The 15,124-nt window shown below is 54.2% G+C and carries 7 protein-coding genes; 2 read left to right on the top strand and 5 right to left on the bottom strand.

All coding sequences use genetic code 11. The features are described 5' to 3' along the window. Nucleotides 1-112: 112 nt before the first annotated feature. Complete coding sequence (locus AC3ZPD_RS12675; RefSeq protein WP_490984654.1) at nt 113-1,843, bottom strand: methyl-accepting chemotaxis protein; 1,731 nt, start codon at nt 1,841-1,843, stop codon at nt 113-115. 419 nt (nt 1,844-2,262) lie between these two features. Between AC3ZPD_RS12675 and AC3ZPD_RS12670 the strand changes: the two genes are divergently transcribed. Further along, the gene (locus tag AC3ZPD_RS12670; protein ID WP_490984653.1) at nt 2,263-3,183 is read left to right on the top strand and encodes an aldo/keto reductase; all 921 of its coding nucleotides are present in this window, start codon (nt 2,263-2,265) and stop codon (nt 3,181-3,183) included. 239 nt (nt 3,184-3,422) lie between these two features. Here the strand turns inward: AC3ZPD_RS12670 and AC3ZPD_RS12665 are convergent, their stop codons facing one another. The 4 genes from AC3ZPD_RS12665 to AC3ZPD_RS12650 all read right to left on the bottom strand — a co-directional run bounded on the left by AC3ZPD_RS12665 (nt 3,423) and on the right by AC3ZPD_RS12650 (nt 13,070). Next, a complete protein-coding gene (locus AC3ZPD_RS12665) occupies nt 3,423-9,197 on the bottom strand; it encodes a hemoblobin-interacting domain-containing protein (RefSeq protein WP_490984652.1) in 5,775 nt (1,924 codons plus the stop codon). A 178-nt stretch (nt 9,198-9,375) separates the two neighbouring features. After that, nucleotides 9,376-11,151 (bottom strand): extracellular solute-binding protein, encoded by a 1,776-nt coding sequence (locus tag AC3ZPD_RS12660; protein WP_490984651.1) that lies wholly within the window; start codon nt 11,149-11,151, stop codon nt 9,376-9,378. Between the two features lie 131 nt (nt 11,152-11,282). After that, nucleotides 11,283-12,161 (bottom strand): carbohydrate ABC transporter permease, encoded by an 879-nt coding sequence (locus AC3ZPD_RS12655; RefSeq protein ID WP_490984650.1) that lies wholly within the window; start codon nt 12,159-12,161, stop codon nt 11,283-11,285. A gap of 12 nt (nt 12,162-12,173) precedes the next feature. Then, nucleotides 12,174-13,070 (bottom strand): ABC transporter permease, encoded by an 897-nt coding sequence (locus tag AC3ZPD_RS12650; protein WP_490984882.1) that lies wholly within the window; start codon nt 13,068-13,070, stop codon nt 12,174-12,176. Nucleotides 13,071-13,290: 220 nt separating this feature from the next. On the opposite strand from AC3ZPD_RS12650, the gene AC3ZPD_RS12645 reads away from it, so the two are divergent. Next, the gene (locus AC3ZPD_RS12645; RefSeq protein ID WP_490984649.1) at nt 13,291-15,030 is read left to right on the top strand and encodes a sensor histidine kinase; all 1,740 of its coding nucleotides are present in this window, start codon (nt 13,291-13,293) and stop codon (nt 15,028-15,030) included. The last annotated feature ends 94 nt before the right edge of the window (nt 15,031-15,124 follow it).

Raw genomic sequence — 15,124 nt, 5'->3', positions numbered from 1 at the left:
ATAAGTTTTTCTGAAACTTCAGCAAAAAATCCCCGGTTATCGTCGGCGCAGGCCTGACAGACGGGGATTTTTGAGTTTGGCTGCCCGAAGGGCCGGCAAATGGACAATGGATTTATTCGCTTTCCGCCAATTTAAAACGGCTCATCAGCTGGTCCAGCTGGTCCGCCACCTCCTTCAGCTTCCTGGCCGACTCGTCTACATATACCATACTGGCCAGCTGCTGCTGGGTGGCGGCGGAAATCTCCTGGGTTGACGCGCTGGACTGCTCGGCGATCGAAGAGATGTTTTGAATGGCCGCTATAAGTTCATTTTTATCTCCGTTCACCTGGGAGATGCCGGCGTTCAGGGTTTGAATCTCCCAGGTGACGGCGGCGACGGCCTCCGCAATGACCTGAAAAGCGCTGCCCGTTCGGGCCGATACGTCAGCGGTGCGGCCGATGGCCAAAGCCTCCCGCTTCATGTAAACCTGCGTATTCGTGACGGCTTCCCCCAATTCCTGGACAATCCCTTCGATCCGGCCGATAGAACTGGCGGTTTGCTCGGACAGCTTCCGGATTTCCCCGGCCACTACGGCAAAACCTCTGCCCTGCTCCCCGGCTCTTGCGCTCTCGATCATCGCGTTGAGCGCAAGCAACCGGGTTTGCTCGGCAATTTCTTTAATGACCGACGCGAAACCGGCGATATTGGCGGACTTGTCGCCGAGCTCACGGACCTGAACCTCGATTTGCGAGCTGATTTCGGTATTGTCTTCTATCGCCTCCCGCAGCTCGCGAATGCTGTTCAGCCCGGTCTGGTTCGCGCTGTTGGTCTCCTCGATCCGTACTTTCATCTCATCCGCCTGTCCGGCCAGCAGCCGGATTTCGTCCGCCAGCCTGTTCAATCGCTCCAGCCCGTCGCCTGAATGCCGAGCAAGCTCTCCGGCCCCCGCTGCCAGCTCGCCCGCGGCGCTTGAAATGTTTTCCGCCGAACAGGAGGTTTCCTTAATAACGGCCGTAAGCTGTCTGGAGCTTTCCGCTACCTGATGAGTATTATGCCGGATGCCTCTGACGGCCGAATTTAACGTCCGGCGCATGCCGGACAAAGCGGAAGACATTTTTCCGATTTCGTCCCGCCCCGCATATTTGAAATCAACCGTAAAGTCCCCTTCGGCAAAATGCCCCATCTCTCCCGACATCATGGCAAGCGGCCGGACAAGCCTTTTGGCCAGCACGATGCCGGCCAGGATCGAAGCGGCCATGATCAGCAGGGCCATGACCACCGTTTCCTCCACGGAACGCCAAAGCTGCTTGTACATATCCTGCAGGGAAACTCCGATGTTGAGCGTGCCGGACAAATTTTTATTGTAGGTGAAATCCGTCGAAACGTTGTACACGCGATCCCCATCAGGCATGGTCAGCATCTTTCCCGTCGTTTGCTGTCCGCCTGCGGCCACTGCCGTGCCGCCGGCCGCGGAGGCTGCCGAATTGGCATCGGTTGCGCCCGCAGCCGTTCCTGCGTCGCCCGCTTGGTCCGATCCCTTGGCCGGCTTCTGCCCTTGGTCCGACGCGTTGTCGCTGGAGACCAGCAGCCTGGAGTTCTGATCGGAGAGCGACACATAGATCAGGTTGCCTCCGCTTTGCTCTTTAATGGTTTGAAAAATGTGCTGCAGCTCCTGCAAATCCGTAGTTTCCCCCGCCACGATCTCGCGCTTCAAATTGGTGATAAGAGTTGTGCCGTCGTTTTTCATCTGTTCCGTTACCGACCGCTGAAGCTCATAATAGGAAACGCCCGCAAAAGCGACGGTGCATACGGCGACTAATACGGTGATTAAAGCTAAAATTTTTCCGGTTAACGATCTGAACATAAGCCTGCTCCGCCTTTTCGATTGAATTGCCTTTCGTTTTGGAAAACCCGATAGCCGATCTAAACAACCTGTACCCGAAACCTTTTGGATATGTATGTCCTAAGCTTAACAATATCTTCTAATTTTTCAGTGAGAAATGTAACTTACAAGACTGCGAAAGTGTGGTAAATGCTCTCCCGAATATTAAGAGAAGGTAAATTTTTATTCAAATCCTAGAATAGGGCTTGAATCCGGGCTGCCGGCGTGTCAAAATAGACGGGGGCTTTGCAGGTCTTTTTACGTCCAACAAGAAAAAAGTGTTATCGCTTTCAAATAAAATCCAATTTTTGGATCCCGGCCGGAACGATAGGCTTTTTAGCAGTTTAAAGGAACCGTTTGGACCCGCAATCACTCTAATATACGAAATGGAAGGTGAAACCATGAAAACGATCAAACTCGGAACAAGCTCGCTCGAAGTACCTGTTGTAGCCGTAGGCTGCATGCGCATAAACTCTTTGGATAAAAACGAAGCCGAACGCTTCGTGCAATCTTCGCTGGAACTTGGCGCCAATTTCTTCGACCATGCCGACATTTACGGTAACGGTCATTGCGAAGAAATTTTTGCCGATGCCATACATATGAGCCCAGCAGTACGCGAAAACATCATTTTGCAATCCAAATGCGGCATCCGTCCAGGCATCAGCTTTGACTTCTCCAAAGAGCACATCCTGAATTCGGTAGACGGCATTCTGAAAAGACTGAAAACCGACTACCTCGACGTGCTGCTGCTGCATCGTCCGGATGCTTTGGTTGAGCCTGAAGAAGTTGCTGAAGCGTTCGACAAGCTGGAAAGCTCCGGCAAAGTCCGCCATTTCGGCGTATCCAACCAAAAGCCGATGCAGATCGAGCTGCTGAAGAAATTCGTGAAGCAGCCTATCGTGGCTAACCAGCTTCAGCTGAGCATCACCAATGCCAAAATGATTTCCAACGGCGTTAACGTCAACATGGAAGTCGATTCCTCGATCGACCGCGACGGAAGCATCCTCGACTACAGCCGTCTGCATGACATCACGATTCAGCCTTGGTCCCCGTTCCAGTACGGCTTCTTCGAAGGCGTATTCCTGGGCAGCGACAAGTTCCCTGAGCTGAACAAAAAAATTGACGAAATCGCCGCTAAATACGGCGTAAGCAACACTACGATCGCGATTGCCTGGCTACTCCGTCATCCTGCGCAAATGCAGCCGATCATCGGTACAATGAACATTAACCGTCTGACGGATTGCATCAAAGCCGGAGACGTTGTATTGTCCCGCGAAGAGTGGTACGAAATTTACACGGCTGCAGGAAACATTTTGCCGTAAGTGATAGATTCACAGCCTAACAACCTGCAAGATCCGGTCCGCGTTGGCGGCATGCCGTTCCACCGGCCCGATCTGAAGTCAAACAGCCCCGAGTCGATGGACTCGGGGCTGTTTTTCCTTTTTTATAATGTGTTAATAAATTTCAATCTCATAGAGGGATGCAGCTGCTGCAAGCTTCCGAGATCCACATAGATCCATTCCTCCTCCGCCCCCTCAGCCCAGTTGGCTTCCCATCTGGATTACAGGTTGCCGTCCGTGACGACCGCCGGATCAAAAGAATCGTTGGAGCTGGAAGCCGTCACAGGGCGGTGGAGCGCCAGATTCGGGCTTCCATCCCCGCTTCCTCCCGAGCCTTCTCCCCCGCCGGAGGGCAGAACTTCCTGCTTAATGGAAACCTCCGCGTATCCTGCCGCTTTAATCAAAACCGTATAAACTCCAGCTTCATTCAAACTTCCCGCTTTGAGGGTCAGCCTCCCTGCCTGAAGCGAATAGTCTGTATCCTTTTGCAGTTCCTTCCCGTTTAAGGTAACAGAGGTAATCGTCTGCTCCCATAAAGGATCGGCCGTAAAGGTCAAGTCCAGGTCATGGTCCACATAATTGTCATAGGTGTCTGCAGTTACGGCTGGCGGCGCAAGGGGATCCGCTGTTCCCGGGCTGGAATTGCCGCCGTCTTCCCCGGTATCCTCCGGATCTCCCGCAGGAGTGCCGTACACCTCCATCTCCCATAAAGAATAACCGTATTGCGTGCCCCTAGCTGTACCCAATATACGCACATGACGGGCTTCAGCCGGTTCCTCAAAAATCAGGTCCTGACCGCCGTTCCCTGCACTTTCCGTATTCCAGTCGGTCCAGTCGTCATCCCCCGGCTGTTCGGCCCGGGAGATCTGCACTTGATAAGTTTTGCCGTACGCGCCTTCCCAGTTCAAAAGCACCGAATCAATCCGGTAAAGGCCGCCAAGATCCACCGAAAACCACTGCGGGTCTTTAGATTCGGACTCCCAGCGTGTATTCGTATTTCCGTCAACCGCGTAGGCCGCCGCCTGAACGGACGAGGAAGCGGATGCCGTTTTGCCCAGCGCCACGTTAGGCGATGCCGACAGGATCAGCTGGGAAACCTCGTTCCCTGCGTAACCATCGGCCAAAACGGAAACCGTATAGCTGCCCGGGGACAGGAACAGCGAAGGATCCAGCCTGAGGCTGCCCGGTCCAATCGAAACCTTCTCCATAGCCGCCGAGGTTCCGTTGATTTGTACGCCGCTTATCGCTCCGCGCCAGCTTGGATCGTCCGCGAAGGTGAGCTCGATCTCATGGCCTGCCTGGTTCTCCGTCGTATCGGCCGCCAGCTGCGGACCTCCTTTAACTTCCTTCAGTTTGATGTCATCAAAATGAAGAAAGTGTTCGGCATCAGGAGTAGTTTGGCCGCCCGCAATAACATTGCCGAGCAGATACTTCAGCGTAAAAACGGCATTGGCCGAAGGCTTCAGGACAGCCGTATACACTTTTTGCGAATCCCCGGTAATCGAAAAAGGAAGCTGCTGATTGTTGTTATAATCCGTTAACTCAATCAGAATCGGACGGTCTACGGAAGACCATGCCCGGAAGGAGAGCTCATACGTTTTCCCGGCTTCTACCCGGACGCCGGACTGCATCAGCTGGGTATACCAGCTGAAAGGCACACCCCACTGCGGATCCAGGCCCCCGAAGTAATGAATGTTGAGTTCGGCAGCCCCTTCCTTGACGTCAAAGGTAGAATCCCCTTCGTTCGCTACCCAAAGCTCCCAGCCGGTTTTGCCTTGCGCAAATCCTCCGTTGACCAGCAAATTGCCGTCGCTTGCAATCAGCGCCTGCGTGACGCCCGTATCGGCGTACCCTTCAGCTTTGACCGTGATCCGGTAGGTGCCCTCCGAGCCGAAAGCTGAAGGATGGAGGATCAGGACTCCCGGCTGAATCTCATATTCCCCGGCTTCCAGCGCACGGTCATTGACTAAAACCGAGCCTATGGCCGTCCGCCAGGCTTCGTTCTCTTTGAATCCCAATTCTACCGGCTGGCCGAACCGATTATCGATCCCGTCTGCGGCAAGCGCTGGCGGACGTTTCAGCGGCGCGTCCTTCACTTCCAGCACCACGTTGCGGAACGAAATCTCGTGGGCGCCGTTTGGAGCCTCCGGAGTTTTGCCGAGCAGGAACTTCAAGGCCACATTATCGTCCGCTGCCGCTCTAACCGTGTATTCGTAATGCTGCCAATCCGGCTCCAGGGAAATGAAGCCGGAGTCGAAACGGCGGTTGTACGCCGCATCCTCAAGCGTTACTTCCGTGTCCCGGGCAACCGATGACTTGGCGTCAAAAGCGAGCACATAGGTAAAGCCTTTGGTCAAATTCAGGTTGGACTGGTTGAGCATGATGTTCCAGGCTTCCGCGCCCACATTCGTTACAGACACTTTAGCCACGCCGTCAGCCGCGCTGAAGCCGGCGGCCCCTCCCTGCGTAAACGGCTCCCAGCCGGCCAAACCGGCCGAAAAGTCCCCGTTGACCAGCGGGTACAAGCTGACCTTCGAATAATCAACGTTGTTGTTGGTCGTACGGATCAACCGGATATTGTCCAGCGTCAAGGAAGAATTGCCGGACGCGCCGCCCCCAAGGTCAAACACCAGCTGCCCTTCCGGATCATTCACTTGTACCGGCATTGTAAACGAAACCGTTTGCTGCTCTGCCGTCGTCCCGACGGCGAGAGCTTCCGCTTTGCCGTAAAGCGTGGCACCGTCCTTGCTAAGAAATCTTACGCCGATACTGCGCGGCATAGCGGCTTTGGCTTCGAAAGTCAGTTCATAGGTGTCGTTTTGCAGCAGATTGATGCCTTTCTGCAGCAGCCAAACGGCTTGCGGACTGCTTCCGCCGCTGCGGATATCAACGGCAAGCTCCCGGGCGTCCGGGTCGACGGCTGCCGATGCATCCGCGCCGCCATCTGCATGATCCGCTGCAAAATGCCAATATTTCATTCGGTCCATCGTCCCCAGATCAAAAGCGCCGTTATAAACATGATTGCCGTCTTCAAGCGGCGTTTTGGCCCCGTCCGGGTCAGTCACCTGATCGGTTTCCTCCAGGCGGACATTGCCGATCCAAACCGGATTGGTGTTCAGCCCCACGTTAAATTCAAGGCGGGCCGTCAGGTCGGTTTGCGCCCCCATCACAAAACGGTATTCGTAATGGTTAAGGGAAGATTGAAGCTTGACGTCAAAGTTGTCCGAATAAGCCGACCAGCCGTTATCCCCGTCCCCGCCCATCTTCACGGCGATCGAACGTTCCGCGGAGGATTTGGCGTCAAAGCTGAGCTTGTAGACATGGCCTCTGACAAGCGGCGCATACTGGATCATCTGTAGGGAATAGTTTTGATTGCCGGCGCTGGTCGGCAAGATTTTGGCGAAATTTCGCCCATCAATCGGTTCAATCGAAGCCGAACCCGCACCACCGTAATCCGTCGTATGCAGGAAATTCCATTTATCCGCCGCAAGCGGCTGGCTGCCGGTGGCGATGTCCGTCAGTCCTTGCTCGAAATTCGGATCGGCAATGTAGCTGCCGTCTATGGGCTGTCTGGCTTCGGCCGGAATCGGCTCTTTGGCCAGCACAGGTTCTACCGGCGTTTTGTAAGGTTTGCCGTCCAATTCATAGGCTCTTACATAATCGACCTGCATTTCCGCAGGCAGCTTCGAATCGGGAGGCAGCCGGTTGCCGTCGAAATTGCCGCCTACAGCCAAATTCAAAATAATATAGAAAGGCTGATCGAACGGAGCTGGAAATGCGTATTTGTCCGGCTGTCCGATTCCTTCACTGCTCCACTCGTTAGCTTTATGAAACAGATTTCCGTCCACATACCATCTGATTTCCCCCGGCTCCCATTCAACCGCATAGGTATGAAAACCGCTGCTGATCGATTGTCCGGCAGGGAAGTCGAAGTCGCCGCCGTTCGATTTATTATTCGGCCAAGGCTTGCCAAAATGAATCGTGCCGGAGGTCTCGCCCGGCAGGCGGCCCCGGGCTTCCATGATGTCGAGTTCGCCTGATGACGCCCATCCGCCATATACGCTGTCCTTTGGCATCATCCAGAACGCCGGCCAAAATCCCTCTCCTTCAGGCATTTTGATGCTGGCTTCGAAACGGCCGTATTTTTTCGAAAAGGTTGGCGAAGTCCAAAGCCGGCCCGAGGTATAGGGCTTGCCGCCGAGGGACTGTTTCTTGGCCGTAATCGTCAGCTTGCCGTCCTGTACCTTCAGGTTGTCTTTCGTATAATACTGCTGTTCGTTGTTGCCCCAGCCGTCCAGGCCGTATTCGGCTCCGGTGCCGTCCTGGTAGCCCCATTTGTCCAGGTTGACCCCGTTCGTATCCACATGGGTGCCGCTGCCGTCAAATTCGTCGCCCCACACCAGCTCCCATTTACCCATCGGCTGCGTTATGCTTGCATCGGTATAACCGGATGCTTTAATGAGAACGGTTTGATCACCGGTTGCTGTAAAAACGGAAGCCTTCAGCGTAAGCAAACCGGCGCTGAGGAGGTAATCCGCGCTTGGCGTCAGCTTGCGTCCGTTCAGCGAGACCTCCGTGACCGCGTTGCGCCAGGCGGCATTGTCGGCAAAAGCAAGCGCAACGTCCCTGCCGAGCACGTTGTTGACCGTATCCGGCGCCAATACCGGAGCCGTCAGATTTTCGCCGACCGCGCCACCGCCGCCCCCTCCATTTCCGCTGCTACCGCTGCCGGAGGAAGGGACTCCGCTGCCAGAGCCGGCGCCGGGAGTGGCCTCCGGTTTGTCGGCCGCTTTGCCGTTTTGGACCTCCAGCACTTTTCCCTGCTCGAGGATCCCGCCGTTAAGCGTTACGCCGGAAGCCTGAGTCTGAAGTTCACCGACATTTCCTTTCACGTTCAGTTCGGTGCCTAAGGCGCTGTTCTCCACCTGAAGCCGGGCAATTTCGGCCTGCTCGCCTACTTCAACAACCGCCCCGGTTTCAAGGCTCATCTCGCCCACCTTGGAGCTGCCTTCCAGCATAACCCGCACCGGCCCGCCGGTTTTATGGACAACTACCTTTCCCACCTTGGCATCAAGGAGATGAACCGAATGGCTTCCTCCGCCGTTTACATATAAAGTACCGTCAGCCGAAAGTCCGTCCAGTGTCACATCCCCTTCGCCGACGCCTGCCGTAATCAGAACATTGCCTTTCACCTCGGCCCCGGCAAGAATCGTGTCTCCGCTGGCGATCAGCAGACCTCCGGACGATTTCACCCCGTCATAACTTCCCGGCTGACGGATGATTTCGCCGGCCAGCCGGTCCAGCAGCACAACCGCTTCCGCCCGGGTAAGCGGCTGCTGCGGCCGCAGCGTGCCGTCCGCAAACCCTTTGACCGCGCCCGCGGATACCAGATCAGCCAAAGGCTGAACGGCGAACCCGCCGATAGCGGCCCGATCTTTAAAGCCGCTCAGTACGGCGGATGAATCGGCCCGGTCAAGCGGAAATAGCAATGCGGCAATTTTGGCCGCTTCCTGCCGGGTGACTGCGGCTTCCGGTTTGAACAGCCCTCCCGGATAACCTTCCATATATCCGGCCTGAAGGGCGATCGCCACCTGCTCCGCATACCATTTGCCCTGTGCCACGTCTGCGAGGGTTTGCCCGGCTTTGGCACTGAAACCGAACAAGGCATTTACGAGTTTGGCCAATTCCGCCCGCGTGACCGTGTCCCCGGGCCGGAACTGGCCTCCGCTGCCGTTGACAAGGCCAAGTCCGGCCCATTTGCTTATGTCTCCGCCAGCCCAGCTCCCTCGAATATCGCTAAAAGCCGAATCCGGTCCGGCCGGGTCCGCTGAAGCGCTGAGTACACCGGACGAAGCAGAATGGGCTCCGGCCTCCGAAGAAGCCGCCGGAGCGGCCCAGCCTGCCGCCGGCAATTGGCCGGCCAGCAGCACGGTCCCGAACAGTACGGCGGCAAGCTGCCGCCGAAAACGATTGTTTTTTCCCGAAAATAACGTCATTCCTTACATGTCTCCCTTCCTGAAACCAGATTATTAATGCTGTTCTCTTGGCGTTTCTCAAGAAATAGTTAAGACATTTGCAGGACCTGCTCATAAAAAGGAACGCTACAGATTTGTGCAGCGTTCCTTTTCCGTTACATTTGGGACTGGACAGGTTGAAGGGCAAATAGCTTGTGCTTTATTGATTGTTAGCGGATTGATACCATTCGTTTACTTCTTTAGTGATTTGATCACCTCCGGATTTCTTCCAGTTCTCGACCATCTTGTCGAACTGATCGATCGGGCTTTGGCCGTAGATGATTTTGGAGTATGTTTCGTTAACCAGCTTGTTGAGCAGCTCGTTTTTCGATTTCATCGTTTCGGTCAGCGGACCCTGGAAGTAGTTCTTCATACGGATATCCTTCTGATCCATGACGATCTTCATGCCTTCAATATTTTCCGGCTTGCGGATGGCCGCCGTTTGCACTTCATACGGCGTTTCCGGCGTGCCGCCGCCCGCCAGCTTGAGCATCGTATCCGCGTAGAGCGAAGGAATACGCGCGCCCTCAAAGGTCAGCGAATAATAAATCGGTTCTACAAGTTTCGTACGGTCCGCATAACCCGGGAACAGGTCCGGATATTTTTGCGGGTCCTTGGTGATCGTGCCGTCCGGCAATTTCGCCCAGTCGTAGCCTTCGGCAAAGCCGTTTTCAAAGATGCCGCCCTTCTCCGGGTTCGCCCAGTTTTCAAAGAAGAAGTTATAATAGCGCAGCAGCGCTTCCGGATTTTTGGCGTTTTTGTTGATCAGCATCCAGCCGTTAACCGACGGATTGCCGCTTTGCGCGCCGATTTTCCCGTCCGGTCCGACCGGAATCGGATAAGCTTTATATTTAGAGCCCGGCACGTTGTTCAGCAGGTCGCTGAACGGCCAGTCTGGCATCCAGTTTGGGCCTACGATCGCCCCCGCTTTGCCTTTGGTGAACAGCTCGGAACCGGTCGTTTCATCCAAGATGCCGGAATCTTTGGACAGATAACCTTTATCCATCCAGGTTTTCAAAGTCGTCAGCGCTTGTTTGGCAGCCGGATCTATCGAACCGTAGGCCAGCGAACCGTCGGCAGCCTTATTCCATTGGCCTGGCAGCGTGCCATATTCGCCGAATACCCAGCTGATATCGGTCATCCAGTTCAGATACGTATTTTTAAAGCCGGCGGCAAGGCCGATGGTGTCCTTTTTGCCGTTGCCGTCAGGATCTTTGTTCACAAAAGCATCCATAATATTTTCAAAATCGGCCAGCGTCTTCGGCGCTTGCAAGCCCAGCTTCTCCATCCAGTCCTGACGAAGCCAAAGCACCAAGTCGCCGTTGTATGCATAATCCAGCACCGGCAGCGCCATCCGTTTGCCATCGCGCGTTACGGCCAGCCAGGTATCGGGGTTCAAGGCCACGCCTTGTTTGTAGGCGTCATCGGCATATTTATCAAACAGCTCGCCGACATCCATGAACTGTCCCGAATCGATCAGCATGTTCACCGTTTCGATATCGCCGCGGTACGTAATGACGTCCGGCATTTTTTCCCCGGAAGAAAGCATCAGGCGCAGCTTGGTTTTATAAGCGTCGTTTGTATCCGTTACGACCCAGTCGTATTTCACGTCAATGCCCAGATTGTCTTTCATGTACTTCTGCAGCACGTTGTTTTCCATCGTTTCGCCGGTTTTGAAAAAGTAATTCGTGCCCACGCCTTTGACCGTAGTCAGCGTGACCGGCTCCACATATTTCTTGCCGTCCCAGCCCGTTTCATCTACGCCGGAGGCCGCCGTATTCCCGCTGCCGCCGTTATTGCCGCCGCTTTCGCTTTGCGTATTGTTTCCGCCGCTGGCGTTCGGGGAAGCATTGTTTCCTCCCGAGCAGGCCACCAAGCTGAAAGACAATACTGCCGTCAGCGACAGAGCCAGCATTCTTCTCCAAGTGAGTTGCATAATTCCTTATCCCCCCAGAATTTGATTGAGAGCGCTTACTTTTCTCTCCTACCCCACTATAAATCGCGGGATGCCATGGTTGAAATGCCCCAAATTTGATGCCGATGCTAATTTATTGACATCTTGGAGCCTTACTCTTTCACCGCGCCCAGTACAATCCCCTTCACAAAATACTTTTGCAGATACGGATAAACGACCAGTACGGGCAAAATGCCGATAAAGATCTGGGCCGCTTTGACGGTCCGCTGCGAAATATTTTTGAGCTCGTTAATATCCGGATTCAGCTTGCTGAAATCCTGCTGGACAATAATCGTCTGCAGGAACGTGGCCAGCGGATAGTTGCGGTAATCATTGATATACAGCAGCCCGTCAAACCAGGCGTTCCAGTTGCCCACGATCGAGAACAGGGACATAGTCGCGATAGCCGGCATCGCCAGCGGCAAATACACCCGCAGCAAAATCGTAAAATGGCCTGCCCCGTCAATCAGAGCCGCCTCTTCCAGCTCTTTCGGCGTCGCTTTAAAAAAGTTCATCAGCAGGATCATGTTGAACACCTGCACAGCGCCAGGCAGAACAAGGGCCCAGATCGTATTCATCAGATGCAGGTTGCGCACGATGATATAACTCGGGATGATGCCGCCCGTAAACAGCATCGTAAAGACGAAATACCAGGCATAAATATTGCGGCTCTTCAAAACGCCCGAATCTTTGGAAAGCACATAACCGGCAAGCGTGATCACGGTCATCGTAATCGCGGTCCCCAGTAACGTCCGGATCAAGGAAATCACGAAAGCCCGGATAAAATTGGGGTTGTTCATCGTTTTCGTATACGAATCGAAATTAAAGCCCACCGGCCAAAGTCCAACCAGATGCGCGTTGGCCGGGGCGCTGGCGCTGAAACTTACGGCCAGAATATGAACGATCGGCAGGATACACAGCAGGCCTGCGACGATCAGGAACAAATAATTGAATACCGAAAAGATTCTGTATCCCGTTGTTTTATGGTACATGCTCCGCACTCCTTAAAAGATTTTGTAATCCGCCAGTTTGTACGCAATCCGATAGCCGATCACAATGAGTACAAAGCCGACAAGTGACTTGAATACGCCGACCGCCGTACCAAAGCTGTATTGGCCGTTCAATATCCCGGTGCGGTACACGAAGGTATCGATAATATCCCCTTTGTCGTATACGAGAGGGTTATACAAGTTAAAAATCTGGTCAAAACCGGCATTCAAAATGTTGCCGATCGCCAGCGTCCCGACCACGATCACGATCGGGGCAAGCGACGGAATCGTGACGTTCAGCGTTTGCTTCCACCGGCTTGCGCCATCCACCTCGGCCGCTTCATAAAGCGACGGGTTAACGCCCGCCAAGGCAGCCAGATAAACGATGGTGCCAAAGCCGAACTGCTGCCACACGTCGCTGATCACGACTATAATCCGGAACCAGATACCGTTGCCGAGGAACAGGATCGGCTCTATCCCGAACCAGTTTTGCAGCAGGGTGTTGATGATGCCGTCACTCGACAGCATGTCGGTCAAAATCCCGCCGAGGAATACCCAGGAGATAAAATAAGGCAAATAAACGAGCGTCTGCACCGTCCGCTTGAACGAATTGCGGCGCACTTCGTTGAGCAGCAGCGCAAAACAGAAAGGAACCACGATGTTGAAGATGATTTTTAATCCGGCAATTAACGCGGTGTTGATGATCACCTGCTTGCTGTCCGGATACTCAAACATAAACTTGAACTGCTCAAAACCTACCCAAGCGGAACCCCAGATCCCGTCATACGGCTTATAATCTTTGAATGCGATTACAAGTCCGCCCAGCGGCAAATAACCGAATACGAACTGCAGCACGACTGCCGGAAGCAGCATCAGATGCAGGGGCCAGGTCCTCCTCAGGAAACCCTTCATTCCGGATCTCCGAATGGCCGTGCCCGCTTCTACAGCTTTTAATGGTGTCTCCATGCCCAAAAATCCTTTCCTGAAACTCTTTTTTCGGATTGACATCTGCGCCGTCATCCTGCAATAGTAAGTATATAGTTCACCTTTTTTTCCGTCTGCGCCAAACATTTTGGAACGATACCCGATTTTTTGTTTTCTGTATCCGCTTTCCGGAGGAGGCCGTTCTTTCGTGAAATTTCATATGAATACGTTTACAAAAGTAATGGGGCTCATCCTGATGCTGCTTATCCCCATTCTGGTCCTGTACTGGTTCTCCAACCAAACCAGCCTGCACGTCGTCACCAGCGAGGTCGAGAAATCAATGTACAAGGATCTGACCTACTTCGCCGCACAAACCGATAACGGCGCCTCCCAGCTTTCCAAAAGCGGGCTGATGATCAGCGAGGACATGAATGTGCGGACGCTTGAATTTATTGAAATCGCTTCCCTTTATGAACAAACGAACGAAAAGCTCAGAATTGACGAAAAAATGAGGCTGATGATCGCCTCCTCCGCCTGGGATACAACGCTCAGCATTTATGCCCCGGGCACCGATACTTACGTCTCTTCCAACGCCTCCATACCTTACGACAGCGCCCGGATCGGCCGCAATTTTTCGCGGACCTGGCATTACACCGAAGACGTTCCGGGTTATTTTCGCGGCCAACCGCGGTTTATCCGCTACATTACCGACCCGATCGACTCCCCTTTGGACAAAGCCGCGCTGCTTGTGGAAATGAGTTTTCCCGTCACCGATCTGTCCAAGGCGCTGGACCGCTTTAAAAGCGGCGGCAAAGGCGACCCTTTTTTCCTGACTCCGGAAGGCAGAAGAATTGCGGCCCAGGATGCCGATCTTGCCCTGCAGCAGGAGCTGATCGGGCAGCTCGATCCGGAGCATCTGATCCAAAAACCCTTCACCCGCTTTACCCTGTCGGGCAGCGAATATGCAGCCAGCTGCGTATGGATGCCGGAGCTGGGCCTGTATCTCGTGGATTATATGCCGATCCAGGATGTGGTCCGTCCGATCACGTCCAACAGCTATCTGTTCTACGGAAGCATTTTGTTTCTGCTGATCGGCAGCACCATAGCCGCTTACGTCCTCTACAAAAACGTGCAGGTGCCCATACGCGAACTGATCCGGGGCGTACGCCGGCTGCGGCGGGGCGAATACCCTACGCTGAAAGTTTTTCATCCGGGCAATGAATTTCATTTTCTCATGATCAGCTTTAACGATATGGCCAAACAGATTGAACAGCTCATCCAGAACGTTTATCTGGAAGAGATCCGCTCCCGGGATGCCAACCTGAAGCAGCTGCAGTCCCAGATTAATCCGCATTTCCTGTACAACTGCTTTACGCTGATCCGGAGTTTGGCGCGCCTGGGGGAAAAAGAAACGGTGATGCAGCTTACGATGCATCTCAGCAAATATTACCGGTACACGACCCGTTCGGAACGGACGACGGCGCGGCTGGAGGAGGAGCTGGATCTGGTGCGCAGCTATTTGGCGATTCAAGCGATCAAGGTTCAGGATCTTAAATACGATATTCAGGTCGCGGAAGGGTTCGGGCAGCTGGAGCTGCCCCGCCTGATTTTGCAGCCCTTGGTCGAAAATGCCGTTCTGCACGGCATCGAACCGGCAGGCAGCGGAACGATCCTTATTCAAACCGGAATTGAAGACGGCTGCCATTTCATCAAGGTCGCGGATAACGGAATGGGTTTGACCGAAGAGGGGCTCAAAGCGTTGACCTATCAAATTACGATGCCCCCTGTAGAGGACAAGGGCTGCGCCCTTTGGAACACCCGCCAGCGGATGCTGCTGCAGTTCGGGCCGGAGGCGGGGCTTAGAATTAAACGTTTGGAGGAGGGCGGCGTGGAAGCTGCTCTTTATTGGCCGATGGGCAAATCCTCGGAGCTGGATCAGGTTTCTTAACGAGTTGAACCCTGGCCGAGTGGCCGAGGCCCCCTTAGGGACTCTATCCAATCAGACGATGTACAGGAACATCACTGACGGCAACCCCGTCCGG

The organism is Paenibacillus mobilis (assembly GCF_058267595.1).
The sequence above is the reverse complement of the archived record's forward strand: the minus strand, read 5'-3'. Positions and strand labels throughout refer to the sequence as shown.

Coding starts and splice junctions, on each gene's coding strand:
- AC3ZPD_RS12675 (WP_490984654.1), bottom strand. CDS start 1,843: ATGTTCAGATCGTTAACCGGAAAAATTTTAGCTTTAATCACCGTATTA.
- AC3ZPD_RS12670 (WP_490984653.1), top strand. CDS start 2,263: ATGAAAACGATCAAACTCGGAACAAGCTCGCTCGAAGTACCTGTTGTA.
- AC3ZPD_RS12665 (WP_490984652.1), bottom strand. CDS start 9,197: ATGACGTTATTTTCGGGAAAAAACAATCGTTTTCGGCGGCAGCTTGCC.
- AC3ZPD_RS12660 (WP_490984651.1), bottom strand. CDS start 11,151: ATGCAACTCACTTGGAGAAGAATGCTGGCTCTGTCGCTGACGGCAGTA.
- AC3ZPD_RS12655 (WP_490984650.1), bottom strand. CDS start 12,161: ATGTACCATAAAACAACGGGATACAGAATCTTTTCGGTATTCAATTAT.
- AC3ZPD_RS12650 (WP_490984882.1), bottom strand. CDS start 13,070: ATGAAGGGTTTCCTGAGGAGGACCTGGCCCCTGCATCTGATGCTGCTT.